Annotated in this window: 20 protein-coding genes; 17 read left to right on the top strand and 3 right to left on the bottom strand. The window is 63.7% G+C overall.

Going from position 1 to position 20,151, the window contains the following annotated elements; translation table 11 throughout:
• Positions 1-26: 26 nt before the first annotated feature.
• On the bottom strand, positions 27-1,142 hold the full coding sequence (locus tag HV823_RS17395) for a BMP family ABC transporter substrate-binding protein (protein WP_176950993.1): 1,116 nt from the start codon (positions 1,140-1,142) through the stop codon (positions 27-29).
• 217 nt (positions 1,143-1,359) lie between these two features.
• Between HV823_RS17395 and HV823_RS17390 the strand changes: the two genes are divergently transcribed.
• From HV823_RS17390 to HV823_RS17380, 3 genes are all read left to right on the top strand, one after another.
• Positions 1,360-2,319 (top strand): LysR substrate-binding domain-containing protein, encoded by a 960-nt coding sequence (locus HV823_RS17390; protein WP_176950992.1) that lies wholly within the window; start codon positions 1,360-1,362, stop codon positions 2,317-2,319.
• Positions 2,316-3,371, top strand: coding sequence for an isopenicillin N synthase family dioxygenase (locus HV823_RS17385; protein WP_246301509.1), 1,056 nt, complete (start codon positions 2,316-2,318; stop codon positions 3,369-3,371). The genes HV823_RS17390 and HV823_RS17385 overlap by 4 nt, the downstream gene beginning before the upstream one ends.
• A gap of 366 nt (positions 3,372-3,737) precedes the next feature.
• Positions 3,738-4,421, top strand: coding sequence for a dimethylsulfonioproprionate lyase family protein (locus tag HV823_RS17380; protein ID WP_176950991.1), 684 nt, complete (start codon positions 3,738-3,740; stop codon positions 4,419-4,421).
• 124 nt (positions 4,422-4,545) lie between these two features.
• On the opposite strand, the gene HV823_RS17375 is transcribed toward HV823_RS17380, so the two are convergent.
• Positions 4,546-5,577, bottom strand: coding sequence for a LacI family DNA-binding transcriptional regulator (locus tag HV823_RS17375; protein ID WP_176950990.1), 1,032 nt, complete (start codon positions 5,575-5,577; stop codon positions 4,546-4,548).
• Positions 5,578-5,854: 277 nt separating this feature from the next.
• Here HV823_RS17375 and HV823_RS17370 point away from each other — a divergent pair, with 277 nt between their 5' ends.
• From HV823_RS17370 to HV823_RS17305, 14 genes are all read left to right on the top strand, one after another.
• The gene (locus tag HV823_RS17370) at positions 5,855-7,132 is read left to right on the top strand and encodes an amino acid ABC transporter substrate-binding protein (RefSeq protein WP_176950989.1); all 1,278 of its coding nucleotides are present in this window, start codon (positions 5,855-5,857) and stop codon (positions 7,130-7,132) included.
• Between the two features lie 78 nt (positions 7,133-7,210).
• A complete protein-coding gene (locus tag HV823_RS17365; RefSeq protein ID WP_176950988.1) occupies positions 7,211-7,957 on the top strand; it encodes an ATP-binding cassette domain-containing protein in 747 nt (248 codons plus the stop codon).
• Positions 7,957-8,685: an ABC transporter ATP-binding protein gene (locus tag HV823_RS17360; protein WP_176950987.1), complete on the top strand. Its 729-nt coding sequence runs from the start codon at positions 7,957-7,959 to the stop codon at positions 8,683-8,685. Before HV823_RS17365 ends, HV823_RS17360 begins: the two co-directional genes overlap by 1 nt.
• A gap of 10 nt (positions 8,686-8,695) precedes the next feature.
• Positions 8,696-9,574 (top strand): branched-chain amino acid ABC transporter permease, encoded by an 879-nt coding sequence (locus HV823_RS17355; RefSeq protein WP_176950986.1) that lies wholly within the window; start codon positions 8,696-8,698, stop codon positions 9,572-9,574.
• Positions 9,574-10,617, top strand: a complete 1,044-nt coding sequence (locus tag HV823_RS17350) for a branched-chain amino acid ABC transporter permease (RefSeq protein WP_176950985.1) — start codon at positions 9,574-9,576, stop codon at positions 10,615-10,617. The genes HV823_RS17355 and HV823_RS17350 overlap by 1 nt, the downstream gene beginning before the upstream one ends.
• 13 nt (positions 10,618-10,630) lie before the next feature.
• Positions 10,631-11,443 (top strand): glutathione S-transferase family protein, encoded by an 813-nt coding sequence (locus HV823_RS17345; RefSeq protein WP_176950984.1) that lies wholly within the window; start codon positions 10,631-10,633, stop codon positions 11,441-11,443.
• Positions 11,444-11,445: 2 nt separating this feature from the next.
• Positions 11,446-12,372, top strand: coding sequence for a dioxygenase family protein (locus tag HV823_RS17340; protein WP_210270835.1), 927 nt, complete (start codon positions 11,446-11,448; stop codon positions 12,370-12,372).
• A 3-nt stretch (positions 12,373-12,375) separates the two neighbouring features.
• Positions 12,376-13,134, top strand: coding sequence for an SDR family oxidoreductase (locus tag HV823_RS17335; protein ID WP_176950982.1), 759 nt, complete (start codon positions 12,376-12,378; stop codon positions 13,132-13,134).
• Positions 13,135-14,013, top strand: coding sequence for a beta-keto acid cleavage family enzyme (locus HV823_RS17330; RefSeq protein WP_176950981.1), 879 nt, complete (start codon positions 13,135-13,137; stop codon positions 14,011-14,013). It abuts the gene before it with no gap.
• A 32-nt stretch (positions 14,014-14,045) separates the two neighbouring features.
• Complete coding sequence (locus tag HV823_RS17325) at positions 14,046-15,050, top strand: quinone oxidoreductase family protein (RefSeq protein ID WP_176950980.1); 1,005 nt, start codon at positions 14,046-14,048, stop codon at positions 15,048-15,050.
• Positions 15,051-15,060: 10 nt separating this feature from the next.
• Positions 15,061-15,393, top strand: coding sequence for a cupin domain-containing protein (locus HV823_RS17320; protein WP_176950979.1), 333 nt, complete (start codon positions 15,061-15,063; stop codon positions 15,391-15,393).
• 140 nt (positions 15,394-15,533) lie between these two features.
• Positions 15,534-16,607 carry an alpha/beta hydrolase gene (locus HV823_RS17315; RefSeq protein WP_176950978.1) on the top strand — a complete coding sequence of 358 codons (1,074 nt, stop codon included), beginning with the start codon at positions 15,534-15,536 and terminating at the stop codon, positions 16,605-16,607.
• Positions 16,608-16,624: 17 nt separating this feature from the next.
• On the top strand, positions 16,625-17,098 hold the full coding sequence (locus HV823_RS17310; protein ID WP_176950977.1) for a (2Fe-2S)-binding protein: 474 nt from the start codon (positions 16,625-16,627) through the stop codon (positions 17,096-17,098).
• Complete coding sequence (locus tag HV823_RS17305) at positions 17,095-19,203, top strand: xanthine dehydrogenase family protein molybdopterin-binding subunit (protein WP_176950976.1); 2,109 nt, start codon at positions 17,095-17,097, stop codon at positions 19,201-19,203. The genes HV823_RS17310 and HV823_RS17305 overlap by 4 nt, the downstream gene beginning before the upstream one ends.
• Here the strand turns inward: HV823_RS17305 and HV823_RS17300 are convergent.
• Positions 19,157-20,143 (bottom strand): LysR substrate-binding domain-containing protein, encoded by a 987-nt coding sequence (locus HV823_RS17300; protein ID WP_246301508.1) that lies wholly within the window; start codon positions 20,141-20,143, stop codon positions 19,157-19,159. The genes HV823_RS17305 and HV823_RS17300 overlap by 47 nt on opposite strands.
• Positions 20,144-20,151 lie beyond the last annotated feature (8 nt).

The raw sequence follows: 20,151 nt of genomic DNA, 5'->3' as shown, positions 1-20,151 counted from the left end.
GCCTGCAATCGTTTTTTGCGCAGCCGTCATTGCTTGGCCGGCATGGTGCCGGTGATGCCTTCGACGAAATAGTCCATCGACCACAGCGCGGCATCGTCCAGCTTGCCGCCGGCCTCGACGACGACAGTGCCGTCCTGCTTCTTGAGAGGCCCCTGGAAGGGATCGATCGTGCCGGCGATGATCGCCTGCCTTGCCGTCTCGATCTTGGCCTTCGTTTCCTCGGTGACGCCCGGGCCGAAAGGCGCGAGATCCACCACGCCCTTGTCGAGCCCCTCAAACGCCCCGAATTCCTCGGGCTTCCAGCTGCCGTCGATGATTTCCTTGATCGTCGGGACCAGGTATTTCTCCCAGCGGAAGACGACCGAAGTCTGGATTGTCTTCGGTGCGGCATGCGACATGTCGAGCTGGAAGCCGATGGAGGGAACGCCGGCCTTCTCGGCCGCATCCAGCGCCGAGGTTGCACTCAGATTGGTGGCGAGGACATCGGCCTTCTGGTCGAGAATGGCCTGCGCGACCTGCCCCTCCTTGACCGGGTCCCACCAGGAATTGGTGAATACGGCGACCGTTTCGATGGTCGGATCGACCGACCGCGCGCCGAGCGCGAAGCTGTTGATGTCCCAGTTCACGACGCCCACGGGGAAGCCGGCGAGAATGCCGATCTTCTTGGTCTTGGTTGCCTGGCCGGCGGCCACACCCGCGAGATACCAGCCCTGATAGGTGCGGGCATAGAAGCTCTCCATGTTCGGGCCGTTGTTCGTGCCCGAGGCGCTGAGGAAGGCGACGTTCGGATAGGCCTTCGCAGCTTCCGCCATCGGGGCGCTGTAGCCGTAGGTCGTGCCGACGATGATGTTGAAACCGCGCTTGACGTAGAGGTCGATGGCCGCGCGCAGCTTGGTCGCTTCTTCCGGAATGTTTTCCGTGACGGCGACGGGAACCTGCAACTGTTCCTCAACAGCCTTGCGGCCCGCTTCCAGGGCCTCATTCCAGCCGCCGTCCTGCGCCGAGCTTGCGTAGATGAAGGCGACCTTCGGAGGGCCTTCGAGCGTGAAGGCATTAGCGCCCGTCGCAGCCGACGCCAGTAGCGCGGCCGTGATCGCCACGAGACACTTGCGCGTCCGATGCTTGTTTGTGCTGGCAGTCATTTCACTGTTCCCTTGCTGTCGGTTCGGCCCGTCCGTCGACGCATCGGAGGCACGCGAATACGTGCGCGCCGACCGAGGCGGTCGCTGGCGTTCCCTGTTTTTGCAAAAGCGAATGAGCTCTTGTGCGGTGCATAAAAGCCGATTACGGTCGTTCATGCAATAAAAATAGTCATGCCTAAATTATGGTCACTTTGTTCAAGATTATGGACGATCCGACGTGAACACCGATGCGCTGGCGTCCTTCGTGAAAATCGCCGAACTGCGGTCGCTATCGGCCGCAGGTAAACTCTATGGCCTGCCGAAATCGACGCTGAGCCTGCGCCTCAAGCAGTTGGAAACCGATCTGAACGTCCCGCTTTTCGAGCGATCCGGCAGAAATCTGCTGCTGACGGAAGCAGGACAGACCCTGCTCAAGCACGCCCGCCAGATCCTGCAGAGCTGCGACGCCGCTCGCGCCGCCGTCTCCGAAGTCAGCGAGGACGTGGCTGGAACCCTGCGCATCGGCGCCACCGGCGAATTCGGCACCGCGTTCTATGCGCAGATGCTGATCGCCTTCCGCAGGCTTTATCCGAACGTCGAGATCGAGCTGACCTTCTTCTCGCCGAACGTGCTCTATGCCGCCGAAAGCTTCGACACCCTGGACGCGGTGATCTCGTGGGACGAGGGCGATGGGGAAGGGGAAACGCTTTCGACTGCCACCTTCGCGCTGTTTGCCAGCAGCAGCTATGTCGAACGCTTCGGCCAGCCGCAGCGGCCCGCCGATCTCGCCGACCATCAAGGCATCGTCTACCGGACCCCGGCGGGGCTGCAGCACTGGCGCCTGCAAAAAGGCGCTGCGCAGGAAAGCGTCCTGCCGCGCAGCAGCCTGATCGCCAACGATTACTGGACGGTGAAGTACTTCGCCGTCGCCGGCGAGGGCATAGCCTATCTGCCGCGCTTCTTCACCGCAATCGAGTGCGAGCGCGGCCATCTGGTGCCATTGCTCGATGACTGGGCGTCGGCGGAGCGCCGCGTCAGCATCCGGCTGACGCGGCCGCATGCGGCCTCGCGCAAGATGAACGCGTTCATGGATGTCTGCCGCCGTTACTTTTCACCCGGCTTCGTCTTCCAGGGACCGCGCTACTACGTCGAGACAATTTTCGACCCAACCCAACCAACAGAGGGAACAAGAACATGAAAGTAGTGGAGACCGGCAACGGCGCACGCGTGATGAAGAACGGCGGGCTCGACCCGCAGCGCGTCAGCTTCGACAAGATCCCCGTCATCGACCTGGAGCCGATGTTCAGCGGCGATGCGGGCGCCAAGGAGAAACTGGCCGAGGACCTGCGCAAGGCCTGCACGGAAGTGGGCTTTCTCTACATCAAGAACCACCACTTCCCCGCAGAGGTTCTGGCCGCCACGTTCGCCGCCGCCGAATCCTATTTTGCGCTTCCGGACGAGGTGAAGATGAAGAACCACGTCTCGAAATCGAAAAACAATCGCGGCTATGCGGCCATGCTCGAGGAGAACACGGATCCGACGGCACGCGGCGATCTGCACGAGTCCTATGACATCGCCCTCGACGTACCGGCGGATGATCCCGACGTTCTCGCCGGCAAGGTGCTCTACGGCCCCAACCAGTGGCCGGAAGACGCGCCCGCCCTGCGCACCGCGCTTGAGAACTATCACGCCGAGATGCTGACGCTGAGCGGTCACCTGCTGCACGCCTTCGCGCTGGCGCTCGGTCTCGACGAGGCCTATTTCGACCAGATGGTCGACAAGCCGTTGGCCACCCTTCGCGTCCTGCATTATCCGCCACAGTTCGGCGAGATCGACGATCGTCAGATCGGCATCGGGGCGCATTCCGACTACGAATGCTTCACCATCCTGGCCCAGCAGGACGGCATTTCGGCTTTGCAGGTGCTGAACGCATCGGGCGAATGGATTGCCGCCGATCCGGTTCCTGGCTGCTTCGTCGTCAATGTCGGCGACCAGATGGCCCGCTGGACGAACGATCTGTTCGCCTCGACCGTGCACCGCGCGATCAACCGCTCCGGCCGCGAACGCTACTCTATCCCGTTCTTCTTCGGACCGAACTACGACACGCTGGTGGAAGCGCTGCCGAGTTGCGTCGACGAGGATCACCCGGCCAAGTACCCGCCGGTGACCTCGGGCGACTACATCAACGGCCGCTTCGCCGCCACTTTCGCGCACTATGCCGAGGCGCAGAAAAAGGAAGCCGGTGCCTGATCCACAGGCAAATGCAAGTGTTGGCAGGGTCATCCTTGTCAACACTCCCGGCCGCCGGATGGGCGATGATGCCACCCTTGCTTCGGACGCACTGGACCTCTTTGAAAAGCACGTGTTCGGCAGGGGCCAAGGCCGGCTGACGAGAGCGCGATCCGTGTCTGAAAGGCCGGTCGCATGGCCGTCGTTGCGAATGCCGCTTCGCCCTGGATAGCCTCCGCTACCGGCGCAACATATTGCCGCTCGCCACCTCGGATGAATGGCTATCTGGCACGGAAGCTGGTAAGGCACTTGCGACCAAAGAGCGACACCGCCAGAGTGCGCGCAAAGAATCAACCGGGGCAATAGGAACGAATGCCGCAAGTTGCAATGAGGTCTCCGAAGCGGAGCGCCGACCTCCTTCTCAACGACGATCGGGAGCCTGCCCGCAGGCAGGTTTCGCCGCTAAGGGCAGGCAACCGCGCGCAAGCGCTGCAAGGCGTTCTCAATGTCGTGGGCGACCTGCTTGTCGCGCCGAAGGTACCGGTCATGGCCAGCTATCTGGCGGGCAAAATTTATCAGAAGCTCGGCCGTTGCGGCGATCCCGGCCAGCTTGCGCAAGATCACCCCGAAATCATCGAGCATTGGCAGCGGGCGCTGGCCAATCTCGCCGATGGCCACAGCCGGTTGGCGGAACTCTCCGCCCACCTTTCCGCCCTGTCTGAAACGCTTGTCTGGCGGCACGGCCGCACCGGTCCCTTTGCAAGCCTCCGCTTCGAAAAGGCCCATGCCCATACGGTTCTCGTCGGACCCGGCGGCATAGAGCAGCGCAGCGACGTGCGCATCGGCCTGACGCTGATGGCGCCCTACAGCCGCTTTCCGGACCACGTGCAGTTCCACTCCCGCGTCTTCCTGCTTCTGTCCGATGGGGAAGTGTGCCTCGACGACGACATCTGGTTCCGGGCGAACCGCGGCACGATCTTCTTCAACGAGGCCGGTCGAAAGTTCGCCATGCGCTGCACCGGCGAGCCATTCCTTGCGCTGTGGTGCCAAATCGAGGACGCCTCGCTGTAAGCAGCGGTTGCAAGCGTTCGCTGGCGCTTACCGTAGTAACATTCCTCGCGTGCGCCGTGCGATCTTAGATCCGCGCTGGCAGCAACTTTCGGCGAGGCGCGCGAGACGGCAGCCGCTCGCCAAACTATGGCGCGGGCGCGGGGCCCGTGCTTTCGCGCACGACAAGCCGGACCGGAAGAACGGTCTCCGTCGGCAGCCGGTCGGTCTCGGCATCGTTCAGCAGTTGCACGAGCAACCTGGCGGCGGCCTGACCTGCGCCGTGCTGTTCTATGTGGATCGTCGTCAGCCTGGGGCGGATAAGGTTGAGAAACGGCATATCGTTGAAACCGCTGACGGAAACATCAGCGGGACAATTCAGCCCCTTCTCGTGCAGCCGCTCGATCGCGCCCAGCGCGAGGCGGTCGTTGGCGCAGAGAACCGCGGTGAACCTCAGCCCCGACGCCAGCAGTTGCTCCACGCAGCGCGCGCCTTCGGACTCGTCGAAATGGGTGGCCGTCGCGATCAGTCTCTCATCGCAGGCAAGCTTTGTTTCCGCCATGGCATCCCGGAACGCTGCGAGGCGCAATTGCCCGGTCGACAGGTCCTGCGGACCGGCGATATGCGCGATGGACCGATGGCCCAGTTCCATCAGATGGCGGAGCATCTGGCAAATCCCCGACTGTTCGTCGTTGATGACGAAGGGGATGGCGCCGTCCTCGACCCGGCGATTGAGCGTCACGATCGGCATGCCGTCCTCCGCCGCGCGCGCGACCATCGGATCGTCGCGCGTCGCGGCAGCATGGATGATGCCGTCGACACCACGATCGCGCAGGACATTGACGAGCCTGCTCTCGCGCTCCTTCTCGCCATCCGTATTTACGATGATCGAGGCATATCCGAGCGGCTCGAGCACGCTTTCGATGCCGCGCAGGATCGGCGGAAAGATGACGTTGGTGATGTCGGGAATCATCACGCCCACCGTCATCGTTCGGTTCGTCCGCAGGCCCGCGGCAATCCGGTTGGGGCGGTAGCCAAGCCTCTCCGCTGCAGCCTGAATCTTCTCGGCAACCTCGGCCGTGATCGCCTTGCGCGTAACCGGATCGAGCGCGCGGGAAACCGTCGAGACGTGGACACCGGTCTCCCTCGCGATATCCTTCAATGTGACGCGGCGCTTCATGCAGGAATCCACCCCTTTCTGAGGGTAGATATCCCTTCGTAAAAAAATTCGCAATCGTTTGCACGGCGTTCTTGACGGATATCAGGAAATTTGCAAAGCTCCACGCAATCGATTGCACGACAGCTGCACAAAGCCTGCGCATCACGCAGGTCTAGGTGCGCACCGGGAAGAGGAGCCCGGCCGCGCATAACGTCGCCATTGCATTGAGGCGACGTCGAACCGCTGTCACGACGATCGAGATTGCCGAATTATCCGATTTTCCTGGGGAGGAGCAAAAATGAGGATGAAGGCATTTCTGGCGGGAGCGGCGGGTGCCGCCTTCCTGGCCGGTGCGGCTTATGCTGATACGATCAGGATTGGCGCATCGCTGCCGATCACGGGCGGACTTTCGGTCAGCGGGGAAAAGCACAAGCGCGGATATGAACTCTGCAACAAGCTGATCAATGAGAAGGGAGGCCTGCTCGGAAAGCAGGTCGAACTGATCGTCAGCGACAATCGTTCCGATCCCGCGACCGCGATCAACCAGTACGAACGTTTCATCAATGTCGACAAGGTGGATGCGGTCTATGGAACATTCTCCAGCCGCCTGACCTTCCCGGTCGGCAACGTGCTGTCCAAGTACAACATGGTCCACCCGATTCCCTCCGGCGGCGCGTTGCGGATCTACACGCAGGGTCACAAGAACCTGTTCTATTTCCAGGTCAATGCGGCCGAATATACCGGCAAGGACGTGGTCGCCGTCATCAAGGAGCAGATCGCCGCCGACCAGGCGCCCAAGAGTGTAGCGGTCGTCCACGCCGACGACTTCTTCGCCAACGCGATCGCCGCAGGGCTGCTCGGCCAGAAGGTGATCGATCCGGCAAACGACAAGGAAGTCGCCGATCTCGCACCGGGATACCTCGCAGATGCCGGCATCAAGCTCGTCATGGAGGAGAAGTGGCCCGAGGAAGGCTTCAACGACTGGCTCAACCTGGCCAACTCCATCAAGCGCTCTGGTGCGGAAATGATCATCGGGCTCACCGCATCCGCGGAGGAAGCGGTGCAATTGACCCGGGCTCTGAAGACGGTGGGAGCGACGCCGAAGCTGGTCTATCTCAGCCAGGGCGCACAGACGGAGTTCATCGACGGCGTCGGCAAGGATTCCGCAGAAGGCGTGCTGATCCACACCACCTGGCACAAGGACGTGAACTTCGAGGGCACGCTCGCCGGAAAGCCGTTCAACAATGCCGATTTCGTCGCCGCGTTCGAAAAGGAGTACGGGCTGCAACCGGACGAGGACAGCGCGATTCCCTTCGCGGTCTGCCAGGGCATCGAGCAGGCGATTATCGGCGCCGGTTCCACCGACAATGCCAAGATGGGCGAATGGCTGAACGCGCGGACCAAGGACGATCCAGTGCGCACCGTACTCGGTCGCTTCTCCTGGGACGATGTCGGCCTGCCCGAGGACAAGCGCCACATCATGACGCAGTGGCAAGGCGGCGAAATGAAGTTCGTCTATCCCACCGGCGAGTTCGAGGGCGTGGAGGCGCTCGAATATCCGAAGGCCGGCTTCTGAACCCTGCCTGCGGCGGGCACATACACCTTGGCCGCCCGCCGCTTTTACACCTGTCATCTGGACATGGAGGTCGAGCACGTGCTCGAGATCAGGAATCTTTGCAAGTATTTCGGCGGCATCAAGGCCGTGGACGGGGCTTCGTTCGAGGTCGAGCGCGGCTCGATCACGGCCCTGATCGGCCCGAACGGCGCTGGCAAGACCACGGCCTTCAACTGCATCAGCCGTACGCTTGCGCCGACCTCCGGAGAGGTCTGGCTGGACGGGGAGCGGATCGACCATCTGCGTCCACACAAGATTACGGCAAAGGGCCTCAGCCGCACCTTCCAGATCTCGCGCAATCTCGCCGACATGACGGTCATCGAGAACGTGATCGTCCAGTCCAGGGTCGAGGGTCTTGCAGGCCTCTTCCGCCCGGCGATCTCCCCGCAGGAGAAGGACAAGGCCCTGGGCATCCTCGACTTTCTCGGCATCACCCGCATCGCCTACGAAGATGGACACAACCTGTCCTACGGACAGAAGAAGCTGATGGACCTCGCCGCTCTCCTGATGTCGGACCCGAAGATCATCCTGCTCGACGAGCCGGCCGGCGGCGTCAACCCGTCGCTGATGGAGGAGATCGTCGGCCATATCCGTGCGCTGAACGCGGGCGGCCTGACCGTGCTGATCGTCGAGCACAATATGGAACTGATCATGCGCCTTTCGCACAAGGTCGTCGTCATGGCGCAGGGCAGGGTGATCTGCCAGGGAACGCCCGACATCGTCCGCAGGGATCCAGCCGTGCTGGAAGCCTATCTCGGCGGCGTGCTCGAAGCAGAGGCTGCGTGATGACGGCACTTCTCGAAGTCACCAACATCACCGCCGGCTATGGCGACGGCCCCGCCATTCTCGACGGCGCGCATCTCACCGTCGTGCCCGGCAAGGTTCACTGCATCATCGGCCCCAACGGGGCCGGCAAGTCGACGCTCCTGAAGGCGATCTGCGGAATGCTGAAGATCCGCAAGGGCGATGTCGTCCTCAAGGGCGAGCGGCTGAACGGACTGCGCCCGGACCAGATCCTGCGGAAGGGCATCTGTTTCGTGCCGCAGGAGCGAGCGCTGTTTCCGAAGATGACCGTGCGCGAAAACCTGCGGATGGGCGGCTTCATCCTCGGCAATGCAAAAGAACTTGACCGCAGCGTCGATGCCATTCTCGACCGCTTCCCGATTTTGCGCGAGCGCGCCAACCAGCATGCCGGCACCATGTCCGGCGGCCAGCAGCAGACGCTCGCCATGGCCCGAACCCTGATCATCAGGCCGGACATCGTCATGCTCGACGAGCCGTCGCTCGGCCTGGCACCGAAGATCGTCCAGGAGATGTTTTCCATCATGAAGATGATGTCGGAAGAGGGCGTGACAGTTTTGCTCGTCGAGCAGAACGCGTTGATGGGCCTGAAGAATTCCGACATCGGCGTCGTTCTGGACCTCGGCCGCACGCTGATCGAGGGACCGGCGGCCGACGTGCTCGCCGACCCGCGCATCCAGGAACTCTATCTCGGCGGCAGGAAGGCCGCCTGAGGAGAAGACGATGGCACAATTCATTCAGGTTCTGATCCTCGGACTGGCACTCGGCGGTGTGATCGCGCTGATGGGATCGGGTCTTTCGCTGGTCTTCGGCGTGATGCGGATCGTCAATCTGGCGCATCCCTCTCTGATCATCGCCGGCGCCTACGTCGCCTACTGGGCGTTCAAGCTCTGGGGCATCGATCCGATCGTCATGCTGCCCGTTGCCGCCCTCATCCTGGCCGGCATCGGCGTGCTGCTCTACCGGCTGATGTTCGAGAAGGAGGCCAAGAGTGCGCGCTACTCCGAGATGACGGTGCTTCTGACCTTCGCGCTCGCGATGATGGTGGAAGGCCTGCTCGGCGCGTTCTTCACCAACACCCAGCGTGTCACCTCGCCCGACTATGCGACGGACGCATTCTTCCTCGGCGACATCTTCATTCCCAAGGGCCAGCTCTATGCCGGCATCGTCTCGCTCGTCATCATCGGTGCGCTGGCGCTGTTCCTGAAATATTCGCGGATGGGCTATGCGATCCGCGCCACCACACAGAACCGTGACGCGGCCGAGTTGCTGGGCGTCAACGTCAACCTCGTCAGCGTCGTCGCCTTTGCGATCGGCATCGGCCTTGCCGGGGCTGCCGGCGCGCTGGTCAGCTTCGTCTTCAGCTTCTTCCCGGCCAAGCAGTGGGAATGGATCGCCATGCTGATGTCGGTGGTGGTCCTCGGCGGCATGGGCAGCATTCTCGGCACAGTCGTTGCAGCCTTCTCGCTCTCGGTCATCGCCGCCTTCGTCGGCACCTGGGTCGGCGCCACCTGGTCGACCATGACCTTCTTCCTCGCCCTGTTCGTCATCCTGCTGATCCGGCCCGAGGGTCTGTTCGGCGAAAAGCCGGAGATGGCATAATGGCTGCCACACTTCATACCCCCGATGCCGGTGCCGTGCTGGCGGCGCGCAAGGCGCACGATGAGAAACTGGCAAAACGCGCCGATCAGACGCGCGCCACCTGGTTCCCCGTCACCGTCCTCGCCGTCCTGCTGGCGCTGCCACTGCTGCAATTCACCGGCAACTATAATTATCTGCTTCATCTCGTTCTCTTCACCGCATCCTACGTGGTGATGGCGGCTGGCTGGAACATTCTCGGCGGCTTTGCAGGCTACGTCTCGCTCGGTCATGCGGTATTCTTCGCCATCGGCGGTTACTTTTCCGGCGTATTGCTGGCCCGCTTCGGCATATCGACCCTGTTGACGGCACCGCTGGCGGGACTGCTTGCGGCGGTCTGCGGCTACCTCATCGGCCTGATCACGCTGAAGGTGCGTGGGCCGAGCTTCATTATCTCTTCGATCGCACTTTTGATGATCGCCCGCATTCTCTTCGACCACTGGACGTTCATCGGCGGCGCAAACGGTCTGGCGCTGCCGATCAACGACCTGCCGGTGCTCTGGGCGAAGCTGCCCTATTACTACGCCTTCATCCTCATGGCTGCCTTCACCGTCTGGGCCACCTACCGGATCAAGCATTCGAAACTCGGGCTCGGCCTTCGGGCGCTGTCCAAGGACGAAATCAAGGCTGAGAGTGCCGGCATCGACACGCGCTTCTACAAGGTGGTCGCCTTCGCTCTCTCGGCGTTCTTCGTCGGCATGGCGGGTGCAGTCTGGGGCGAATACCTGACCTACCTGCGGCCGAACATCTTCCTGATCATTCTCGTCTCCGCCAACCTCGTGCTGATGTGCATCCTCGGAGGCAAAGGGACGATCGCCGGCCCTGCGATCGGGGCAATCCTGATCGTCGGCATCAACGAGCTGTTCGTCGCGACGATGGGCGCTTCGGAGCTGAACCTCTTCGGCACCGGACTCGTCATGGCGGTGGCGCTGATGTTCTTCCCGCTTGGCGTCGTCGGCACGCTGGCCCGCAAGGGCAAGCTGCCCCGCATCCTCAATTGGGACTGAGGGAGGATCGGGCATGGCCACCTTCAAGCTTTTCAACGCGCCGCAGTCGACCTGCAGCCAGCGCGTGCGCTATGCCCTGCATGCCAAGGCGCTGGCGTTCGAGGAAGAAAAACTCGATCTCTTCCGTGGCGACCAGCTTCGGCCCGAGTATCTGGCGATCAATCCGAACGGCGTAGTTCCGGCGCTCGTGCATGACGGTAATCCGGTGATCGATTCCGCCGTAATCCTCGAATACCTGGAGGACATTCTGCCCGGTGTGGCGCCGATGCGCCCCGCCGACCCGCTGCAGGTCGCGCGGATGCGGGCCATGATGCGCTTCATCGACGAAGTGCCGACGCCCGCAGTTCGCGTGCCGTCCTACAATCTCGCCTTCCTTCCGCATTTTCAGGCGATGAGCGAAGATGAATTCCAGGCACTGTGCGACAGCAAGCCGCTTCGCCGCGAATTTTTGATGAGGATGGGCCGGACCGGCTTTCCGCAAGCCGAGATGGACGAAGCGCTCGGCCGGCTGCAGCGCGGCATCGACCGGATGACGAGCTGGCTCTCTGAAAGCGGCGGGCCCTGGTTGATGGGCGAAGCCCTGACGCTCGCCGACGTTGCGATCATGCCGGTGGTCGTGCGCATGGCCGACATCAACCTCGGCCACATGTGGCATGCGTATCCGGCGATCGCCCGCTGGCTCGAGCGCATCCGGGTGACGGAGGCGTTCCGCAAGACCTATTACGAAGGCTCGCTTCTGACCGAGAAGTACCCGCACCTGAAGCAGGCGCTGGCGCGGGTCGGCAGTGACAAACCCTCAAGACCCGCTGTCGCGGTGGGAGCATGACCATGAATCACATCAGCGTCGAACAGAAGCTCATCTCCAGGGTGGAAGACGTCACGCCGACCGTGCTTCGGGCGATGGCGGCAACCACCGACCCGCGGCTGAAGCAACTGATGACGTCGCTCGTCACGCACCTGCACCAGTTCGTCATCGAGACGCGCCCGACGGAGGCGGAGTTCGAATATGGTCTGCGCTGGATCGCCGAGCTCGGCCACCGCACCAACGAGTTCCACAACGAGGTGGTGCTTGCGGCGGACGCGATCGGCGTTTCCACCCTGATCGACCTGATCAACAATGACGGCATGCAGGGCGAAACGATGTCGGCGCTGCTGGGGCCTTTCTACCGTGGCGAGGCGCCGCAATGCCAATGTGGCGACTGCATCGCGCGCTCCGAAACACCCGGCGCCGAACTCTATTTCAGCGGCCGCGTCGTCGGCGTTGATGGCGCCCCGATCGAAGGGGCCACCCTCGATGTCTGGCAAGCCTCGCCCGTCGGCCTTTACGAGAACCAGGACGAGAGTCAGGACGACTTCAACCTGCGCGGCAAGTTCAGGACGGACGCCGAAGGCCGTTTTCATTTCGTCTCGGTGAAGCCCGCCGGCTATCCGGTCCCCACAGACGGCCCGGTCGGCGACCTGCTGCGCGCCCAGCATCGCACCCCGCTGCGTCCGGCCCATATCCATTTCATTGTCTCCGCGCCGGCCCACAAGACGCTCATCACGCAGATCTTTGCCGACACCCACGAAGCGCTGGTCAACGACGTGGTCTTCGGGGCGAAGCGGCAGATAGTCGGCGCGTTCGTCCGGCATGACGAGCCACACCCGGATTACCCCGGTGCAGCGACGCCCTTCTACACCTGCCACTACGAGTTCAAGCTGGTCGAAGGGACGCCGTGCTTCCCGATGCCGCCGATCAGCGGAAAAAAGGGCTGAGCCGTGGCCGAGCAACCGATCAACCCGCTTGCAGGCAAGGTTGCCGTCGTCGTCGGCGGGTCCGGCGGTATCGGCCGGCAGACCTGCATGGAGATGGCACAGGCCGGCGCGAGCGTCGTCGTCGGCTACCGGAACGGGCGGGAGCGCGCCGAGGAGATCGTCGCGCTTCTTCCGGGCGAGGGGCATTTCGCCTCGCCCGTCCAGATCGAGGAGACACCGAGCATCCTCGCCTTCCGCGACGCCGTGCAGGCACGCGCCGGCGGCACCGACATCCTGATAAACACGGCCGGCATCACCAAGCCGGTGGCCCACGCAGACCTCGACGCGCTGACGGACGAGCTGATCGACGCGATCTTCGTCAATAATTTCCGCGGCGTCTTCGCCACCATCCGCGCCTTTGCGCCGATGTTGAAGGCGAGCGGCGACGGGCTTGTCGTCAACGTCTCCTCGATCGCCGCCTTCACCGGCATTGGCTCCAACGTCGCCTATTGCGGCGCCAAGGCAGCACTCGACATCATGGCCAATTCGCTGGGCCGGGCGCTCGCGCCGGAGATTCGCGTGCTGTCGGTCTCGCCCGGTGCGGTCGACACGCAGTTCGTGCCCGGCCGCGGCAAAGAGTTCAACGACAAGGTCGCGGCAACCACGCCGCTAAAGCGGATCACCAGCCCGACCGATGTCGCCCGTGCCATCCTGGCCTGCGCCACCCACCTGAAGTTCTCGACCGGCGATCGCATCGTCGTCGACGGAGGAAGGCATCTCTGAATGCAGCCGAATGTCATCATAACCTGTGCCGTCACAGGCAATCTCACGACCCGGGAGCACCATCCGGACCTGCCGATCACCCCTGAGGAGATCGCCAATGCCTGTCTGGAGGCCGCCGACGCGGGTGCGGCGATCGCGCATATCCACGTGCGTGACCCGGAGACCGGAAGACCCTCGATGGAGCTGAAATACTATCGCGAGGTGATGGAGCGAATCCGGGCGAAAAACGACGCGCTGATCCTGAACATCACCACCGGGCCGGGCGGCCGCTACCATCCAAGCGACGAGAACCCGGCGGTGGCCGGGCCACGTACGACCCTGATGCGTCCCGAAAAGCGTGTCGAGCATATCCTCGCGCTCAAGCCGGAAATTGCAACGCTCGACCTGAACACCATGACCTTCGGCAACGAGGTTGTCATCAATACCCCCGGCAACGTCAAGATCATGTCGGACATGATCTACGAGGCCGGCGCGAAGCCGGAACTGGAGGTATTCGACACCGGCCATATCCAGCTCGCCCACGACATGCTGAAGGCAGGAACGCTGAAGGCGCCGACGCTCTACAACATTGTCACCGGCGTGAAATACGGCTTCCCCGCCACCCCCGAAGTGATGGCGCTCGCCGCCCGCCTGCTGCCGCAGCCTTGCGTGTGGACCGGCTTCGGCGTCGGCCGCATGTCCTTTCCGATGGCGGTGCAGTCCTACCTGCTCGGTGGCCATGTGCGGGTGGGGTTGGAGGACAATTCGTACTTGTCCAAGGGCGTGCTCGCCAAGGGAAACGGTGAACTGGTCGAGCGGGCGCGAGACCTGATCGAAAAGCTCGGCGCGAAGATCGCCAGCCCGTGGCAGGCCCGCGAACTGCTCGGGCTGCCGGCCTAGGCCCGTCTTCTAGTATTCCAGGGAGGAATGACATGAACATCCAGGTGGACACGAAAATGGGCAAGGCGCTGCGCGTATCGCAAAAATCGCCCGATCTGGACAATCTCCTGATCGATGTCGTCGATATCGCCGTGCCGCGGCCGGGTCCCGGCCAGGTGTTGGTCGAGATCGTCGCCGCCGGCGTCAACCCGAGCGACGTGAAGGCCTCGCTCGGGCATATGCCGCACGCCGTCTGGCCGCGTACGCCCGGCCGCGACTTCGGCGGCGTCGTCCGCGAGGGACCGTCAAACATGATCGGCATGGAGATCTGGGGCGGCGGCGGCGAACTGGGAATCAGCCAGGATGGCAGCCACGGCAAATGGATGGTGCTCGACCAGAAGGCGGTGCGCGCCAAGCCGAAGAACTTCACGATGGAGGAGGCCGGATCGATCGGCGTTCCATTCATCACCGCCTACGAAGGCCTGCGCGAGGCCGGCGGCGTACAGCCGACCGATGTGGTCCTCGTCTGCGGCGGCAACGGCAAGGTGGGGCAGGCCGCCATCCAGCTTGCGACCCTTGCGGGTGCGACCGTTTTCGCCGTCGAGTACAACGAGCAGCCGCTGATGGCGCATAGAAACGGCCCCGTCGAGATGCTCAACAGCGCCACCCAGGACGTGGCCGCCATCGTCAGGGAAAAGACCGGCGGGCACGGCGCCGACATCGTCTTCAATACGGTCGGCAGCCCGTATTTCGAGATTGCCAACAACGCCATGGCCAAGCAGGCGCGGCAGATCTTCATCTCCACCTTCGACCGCGCCGTCCCGTTCGACATCTTCAACTTCTTCCGCGGCCGGCACAAATATATCGGCATCGACACACTGGCGCTGTCGTCGGTCGACGGCGCACGCATCTTCGACAAGTTGCGGCCTAAGTTCGAGGAGGGCAAGCTGAAGCCGTTCCCGATCAATCCGGCCACCTGCTACGACCTGGCCGATGCAGCCAAGGCCTACGCCTCGGTCCTGCGCGGAACGCCGGACCGCGTGCTTCTGAAACCGTGAGGACGGCGGGATGCAGGTGACGCGATATGCGGACGCCAGGCCCTATGAGGCGCCGGAACACTACGACATGCGCTGCCTGCGCCTGCAGGGGAAGGAAGCCACGGAAACGGATAGGATCTGGATCGGGCTGTCGCATCTCCTGCCGGGCGGGCGGACCTCGCTGAAGGACGCAGCGGTGGAGAAGATCTACATCGTCGTCGGCGGCGAGGTGACGGTCGAAACGCCGACAGAAAGCGTCACACTCGGTTTCCTCGACAGTTGCCGGCTGGCCCCGGGCGAGGCGCGTGCGCTCGTGAACCGCACGAACGCACCCGCCTCGATCCTGCTCGCGATGCCGACATGAGCGGACGCGCCGCGGCCGGCTGAGCCGCCAGGGCGATCTGCGCGCGCCGCCGGATCGTCGTTACCCAAGCTTGCAGCCGGCAACTTGCTGCAGCCGGTCGCCCCAGCACTGACTGGAATGGACGCAGCAGGAGATGAAGCGTGGATCAGGTCGAAAACAGGCTGCTCAGCGTCGTGGAGCACTGGCTGCCGCGCATCGAGGTTGCCGGCATTCCCTCCGCCACTGCTCGTGCTGTCATAGAGCAAGCGGGGACATGGGCCAACTGGCTTCCGGCCTGGTGCGCGGAGGGCGACCGGCACGCACAGATCGCCGCCACAGCACTCGCGGACGGGCACCAGGTCACCGCGGGCGAGGCCTATGCGCGCGCCAGCCTCTTCTACCACTTCGGCCAGTTCATGGCCTTCGAGGATGTCGCCGCGAAAGCTGCCGCCGCCGCACGAAAGGCGGAGTTCTACCGCCTTGCCCTGCCGCTCCTCGATCCCCCCGGCGAAATCATCGACATCCCGTTCGAGGACGGCTATCTGCGCGCGGTGCTCCGTACGCCGGCTGGAGCCGATCCCCGCCCGCTTGCCGTCATCCTGCCCGGCTCGGACTCGACCAAGGAAGAATTTCCTGCGTTGGAGCGCCATTTCCACGCGCGCGGCATCGCCACGCTTTCGCTCGACGGCCCGGGGCAAGGCGAGGGACGTTCGCACGGGCCACTGCGGCCGGACGTGGCGCCGGCGATCCATGCGGCGCTCCATGCCGTCAGCGGGCGAAGCGAGCTTTCCGGGCAGGTCGGTCTCGTCGGCATGGCCTTCGGTGGGCACCTGGCGCTTCGCGCCTCGGCGCACCTGCCAGACCTCCAGGGCGTCGTCTCGATCAACGGCTTCTTCGACCTCGGCGGGCTCTGGCCGGAACTGCCGCAGGTCTATCGCGACAACATGCATTTTGCGCTGGGCAGCGATAACGTTCCTGCGCGCGCGGCCGACTTCACGCTGAAGGGCTGCGACGGTCCGAGAGCACCGGCGCTCATTGTCCACGGTGGCCGCGACAGGATATTTCCACCTTCCGAAGCCGAGGCCTGCGCGCGTTTCTGCCGCAATGGTGCTGAACTGCACGTGTTGCCGGGCGGCAACCACGTCTGCAACAACATCCCCTGGCTCTACCGTCCGATGGTCGCTGACTGGCTGGCGGACAGGTTTAAGCGTTCCACCGGACCGCAGCCGCAATGACCGATGGAAGCCACGCCATGAACGGTCAGCCCCGATGCCGGATAAACGGCAGTGACGTTGTGCTGGCGGCAGACGAGCCGCTGCTCTTCACCCTGAGAAACCGCCTCGGCCTCAAGGCCGTCCGTTTCGGCTGCGGCCTGGAGCAGTGCGGCGCCTGCGTGGTGCTGATCGACGGCGAGGCGCGTCCCAGCTGTTCCCTGCCGGCTTCCGCGCTGGACGGCCGGACCGTCGTCACCCCCGAAGCGATCGGCCGCGATCGGGTCGGAGCCGCGCTGTTGAGCGCCTTTGAACTGGAGCAAGCAGGGCAGTGCGGCTACTGCCTCGCCGGGATCGTGATGAGCGCGTTTGCCCTCCTCGCACGTGAGACCAACCCTTCGCGCGCCCGGATCATCGAGGCCCTGGATGGCCATCTCTGCCGTTGCGGTGCGCATACAACGATCCTGCGTGCCGTCGAGCGCGCCGCGGAAATGCTCGGTGAGCCCAGCGCATGACTGTCACGCCGTTGCCCAAAAGCCTGCAGGATACGCCGCAGCTCGGCAGTTGGATATCGTTCGCATCGCCGGGAAAGGTACAGGTTCGCACCGGCAAGGTTGAACTGGGCCAGGGAATTTTGGTCGCGCTGGCGCAGATTGTCGCTGAGGAACTGGAAGTCGCGCTCGAGCGTGTCGAGATCTTGCCGGCTGACACTCTGCTTTCTCCCAACGAGGGCTTCACGGCAGGCAGCCAGTCCGTCGAGGTCAGCGGCGCAGCTCTGCGACTGGTCGCAGCCCAGAGCCGGCAGGCACTGCTTCGAGTTGCCGCGACCCGAACCGGGCACCGGCCGGAAGAGATTTCCTGCCACGACGGTCTGCTGCGCGTGGAAGGGACCGATATCGGGCTGGATTTCTGGACGCTCGCGCCCGAGGTCGACTGGACCCAGGTGGTCGATGTCCGGACGATCGGCCGCGATCGACGGGACTATCGCCTCGCCGGAACGAGTACGCGGCGCGGTGACGTGCTGCAGCGCCTTGCATCTGGCGGCTTCATTCATGACATGGCCTTCGAGGGCATGAGGCACGCCCGGATCGTCCGCCAGCCGTTTCGACTGGCGCGGCTTGCCTCGATCGACCGTACAGGCTTCTCCCGACGCCACCCGACCGTGGTGATCTTTCAGAAAGGCGACTTTCTGGCATTTGTGGGAGCAGACGAATACGCCGTCCATGCCGCTCATGACGAAGCCGAGGTCTTCGTCGAATGGACGCCGGATCCCGGGCGAAAGTGTGCTGCGAAAGCGCCTGCCGAGATGCGCAAGGAGGTCAGAAAGGATCATGCCGGTCACCGCGCGACAAATTCCGCCATCCGCGCGCGCTACTCCCGCGGCTACATCGCGCACGGTTCGATCGGCCCCAGCTGCGCGCTTGCCCATTTCGTCGATGGCGGACTGACGGTCTGGTCCCATTCCCAGGGCGTCTTCGCACTGCGCGACCAGATCGCCGCCTGCCTGGATCTTCGACCATTGCGCGTCCGCGTTATCCATGTGCCAGGTGCCGGATGCTACGGCCACAACGGGGCCGACGATGCGGCCCTCGATGCCGCGATCGTCGCCTGCGAATTGAAGGGAACGCCCGTTCGCGTGCAGTGGTCGCGCGTCGATGAACTCAGCCGTGGCCCGCTTGGAGCTGCAATGGCGACCGAAATCGAAGCAGCACTTGGCAGCGATGGAAGCGTCTCGGCGTGGAAGTTGTCGGTCGTCAGCGCGCCGCAGGCACAGCGGCCGGGAACCGGCGGCTATGCCAATCTGAGTTCGGCGGAGGCGCTGGATCCGGGCCACGCTCCTCGTCACGTGGAAGACGTGCCGGAACTGGCAGGCGGCGGCGCATCGCGCAATGCGACAGCGATCTATGACTTCCCCGACCATGAAGTCAGCGTCTCGCTCGATACCCGTAGTCCGATCCGCACCTCTTCACTCCGCTCGCTCGGCGCGCATCTGAACGTTTTTGCCATCGAATGCGCAATGGACGAGCTGGCAGGGATCGCCGGGATAGACCCAATCGCCCTCCGCCTCCGCCACCTGAAGGATAAACGCTGCCGCGCTGTCTTGAACGAGGTTGCCGCGATGAGTGGCTGGCGGCCAGACGATGCGGGCGGGGAGGGACGCGGACGCGGCGTCGGCGTTTCCCGCTACAAGAACAAGGGCGCATGGCTCGCAGCCGTTGCCGAGGTCACCGTCGACGAGGCCGTACGAGTCGAAAGGCTGTGGCTCTGCGTGGACGCGGGCTTTCTCATAAATCCGCAAGGCGCCCGAGCCCAGATCGAGGGGGGTGCCCTCCAGTCCGCGAGCTGGACACTGCTGGAATCGGTTCCCGTCGCGGATGGTCGCGTTCCGCCGCTCAATTGGTCGAACTATCCGATCTTGCGCTTTTCCGATGTCCCCGAAGTCGAAACGCGGTTCATTGTCAATGAGAACGAGCCGCCGCTCGGTGCAGGCGAGGCCGCCCAGGGGCCTGTCGCCGCGGCAATCGGCAACGCCGTCTCGCACGCCCTTGGAGTGCGCGTCCGCGACCTGCCGCTCACACGCGAAAGATTGATGCAGCTTCTGGTGAGCGACGAGAGATGACAGCAGCTCGTCCCGTCGCGTCCTCCACGCTGAGGTGCGTGGTCGCCTTGCGGCAGTGGGCAATGAAGGAACGGATGGTGGGCGAGGGTTCGACCTTCCTGTAGGCGCCGGCGAGGTGTGAGGTCACGGAGCATGCCGTGATCGGCAGATAGACGATGCCCGGCAGTTGCACGCAATCCAGCGACCGCGGGACCAGCGCGACGCCCAGTCCTACCGCGACCATGCTGGCGATGGTGGTAAAGTCCTTGCCCATGTTGTTGATGCGCGGCTTGAACCCGGCCTCCTCGCAAGCGAGCAGCAGATTGCGGTGAAAGCCGACATCCGGCGGTTGCCGGGGGATGATGAACGTTTCCGTCGACAATATGGAAAGGGCTACGGCGTCGAGCGCCGCGAAACGGTGATTGCGCGGCAGTGCCACCACGAAATCCTCGTTGAGCATCAGCATGGTCGCAACGCCGGCAGGCATCCCTGCAGGGGGGCGGATGAACCCGAAGTCCAGGCTGCCTTCGCTGATTTTCTCAAGCTGCAGGCGCATTTCCATCTCGGTGAGTTGCAATTCGACACCCGGATGCGTCAGGCGGAACTGGGAGAGAACCTCGGTGAGCAGCCCGGTATAGGCGACGGAGGCGACATAGCCGATGGCGATTCTCCCCGCCTCGCCGCGCGCGGCCCGCGTCACCGCTTCCACGGTCGCTTCGCACTGGCGCAGGACGCGGCGCGCTTCTTCCAGCATGACCTGTCCTGCCAATGTCAGGCGTACCGATCGCCGGCTTCGATCCAGCAGGGAGACGCCAAGTATCTCCTCCAGTTTCAGCATCTGTTGGCTGAGACCCGGCTGCGCAATGTTAAGCCGCGCCGCCGCGCGTTCGAAGTTTCCCTCTTCGGCCAGGGCGACGAAGTAGCGAATGTGGCGTAGCTCGAGGCCGGGTCTTTGGGTCATCCAGGCAT

It is taken from the genome of Mycoplana rhizolycopersici, assembly GCF_013378445.1.
Classification (GTDB): domain Bacteria; phylum Pseudomonadota; class Alphaproteobacteria; order Rhizobiales; family Rhizobiaceae; genus Mycoplana; species Mycoplana rhizolycopersici.
This window is presented reverse-complemented; position numbering and strand designations above follow the sequence as displayed.

Bases quoted from the DNA above. Each gene is read 5' to 3' on its own strand.
- HV823_RS17395 (WP_176950993.1), bottom strand. From the start codon at position 1,142: ATGACTGCCAGCACAAACAAGCATCGGACGCGCAAGTGTCTCGTGGCG.
- HV823_RS17385 (WP_246301509.1), top strand. From the start codon at position 2,316: ATGAAAGTAGTGGAGACCGGCAACGGCGCACGCGTGATGAAGAACGGC.
- HV823_RS17380 (WP_176950991.1), top strand. From the start codon at position 3,738: ATGAGGTCTCCGAAGCGGAGCGCCGACCTCCTTCTCAACGACGATCGG.
- HV823_RS17375 (WP_176950990.1), bottom strand. From the start codon at position 5,577: ATGAAGCGCCGCGTCACATTGAAGGATATCGCGAGGGAGACCGGTGTC.
- HV823_RS17370 (WP_176950989.1), top strand. From the start codon at position 5,855: ATGAGGATGAAGGCATTTCTGGCGGGAGCGGCGGGTGCCGCCTTCCTG.
- HV823_RS17360 (WP_176950987.1), top strand. From the start codon at position 7,957: ATGACGGCACTTCTCGAAGTCACCAACATCACCGCCGGCTATGGCGAC.
- HV823_RS17355 (WP_176950986.1), top strand. From the start codon at position 8,696: ATGGCACAATTCATTCAGGTTCTGATCCTCGGACTGGCACTCGGCGGT.
- HV823_RS17350 (WP_176950985.1), top strand. From the start codon at position 9,574: ATGGCTGCCACACTTCATACCCCCGATGCCGGTGCCGTGCTGGCGGCG.
- HV823_RS17345 (WP_176950984.1), top strand. From the start codon at position 10,631: ATGGCCACCTTCAAGCTTTTCAACGCGCCGCAGTCGACCTGCAGCCAG.
- HV823_RS17340 (WP_210270835.1), top strand. From the start codon at position 11,446: ATGAATCACATCAGCGTCGAACAGAAGCTCATCTCCAGGGTGGAAGAC.
- HV823_RS17330 (WP_176950981.1), top strand. From the start codon at position 13,135: ATGCAGCCGAATGTCATCATAACCTGTGCCGTCACAGGCAATCTCACG.
- HV823_RS17325 (WP_176950980.1), top strand. From the start codon at position 14,046: ATGAACATCCAGGTGGACACGAAAATGGGCAAGGCGCTGCGCGTATCG.
- HV823_RS17320 (WP_176950979.1), top strand. From the start codon at position 15,061: ATGCAGGTGACGCGATATGCGGACGCCAGGCCCTATGAGGCGCCGGAA.
- HV823_RS17310 (WP_176950977.1), top strand. From the start codon at position 16,625: ATGAACGGTCAGCCCCGATGCCGGATAAACGGCAGTGACGTTGTGCTG.
- HV823_RS17305 (WP_176950976.1), top strand. From the start codon at position 17,095: ATGACTGTCACGCCGTTGCCCAAAAGCCTGCAGGATACGCCGCAGCTC.
- HV823_RS17300 (WP_246301508.1), bottom strand. From the start codon at position 20,143: ATGACCCAAAGACCCGGCCTCGAGCTACGCCACATTCGCTACTTCGTC.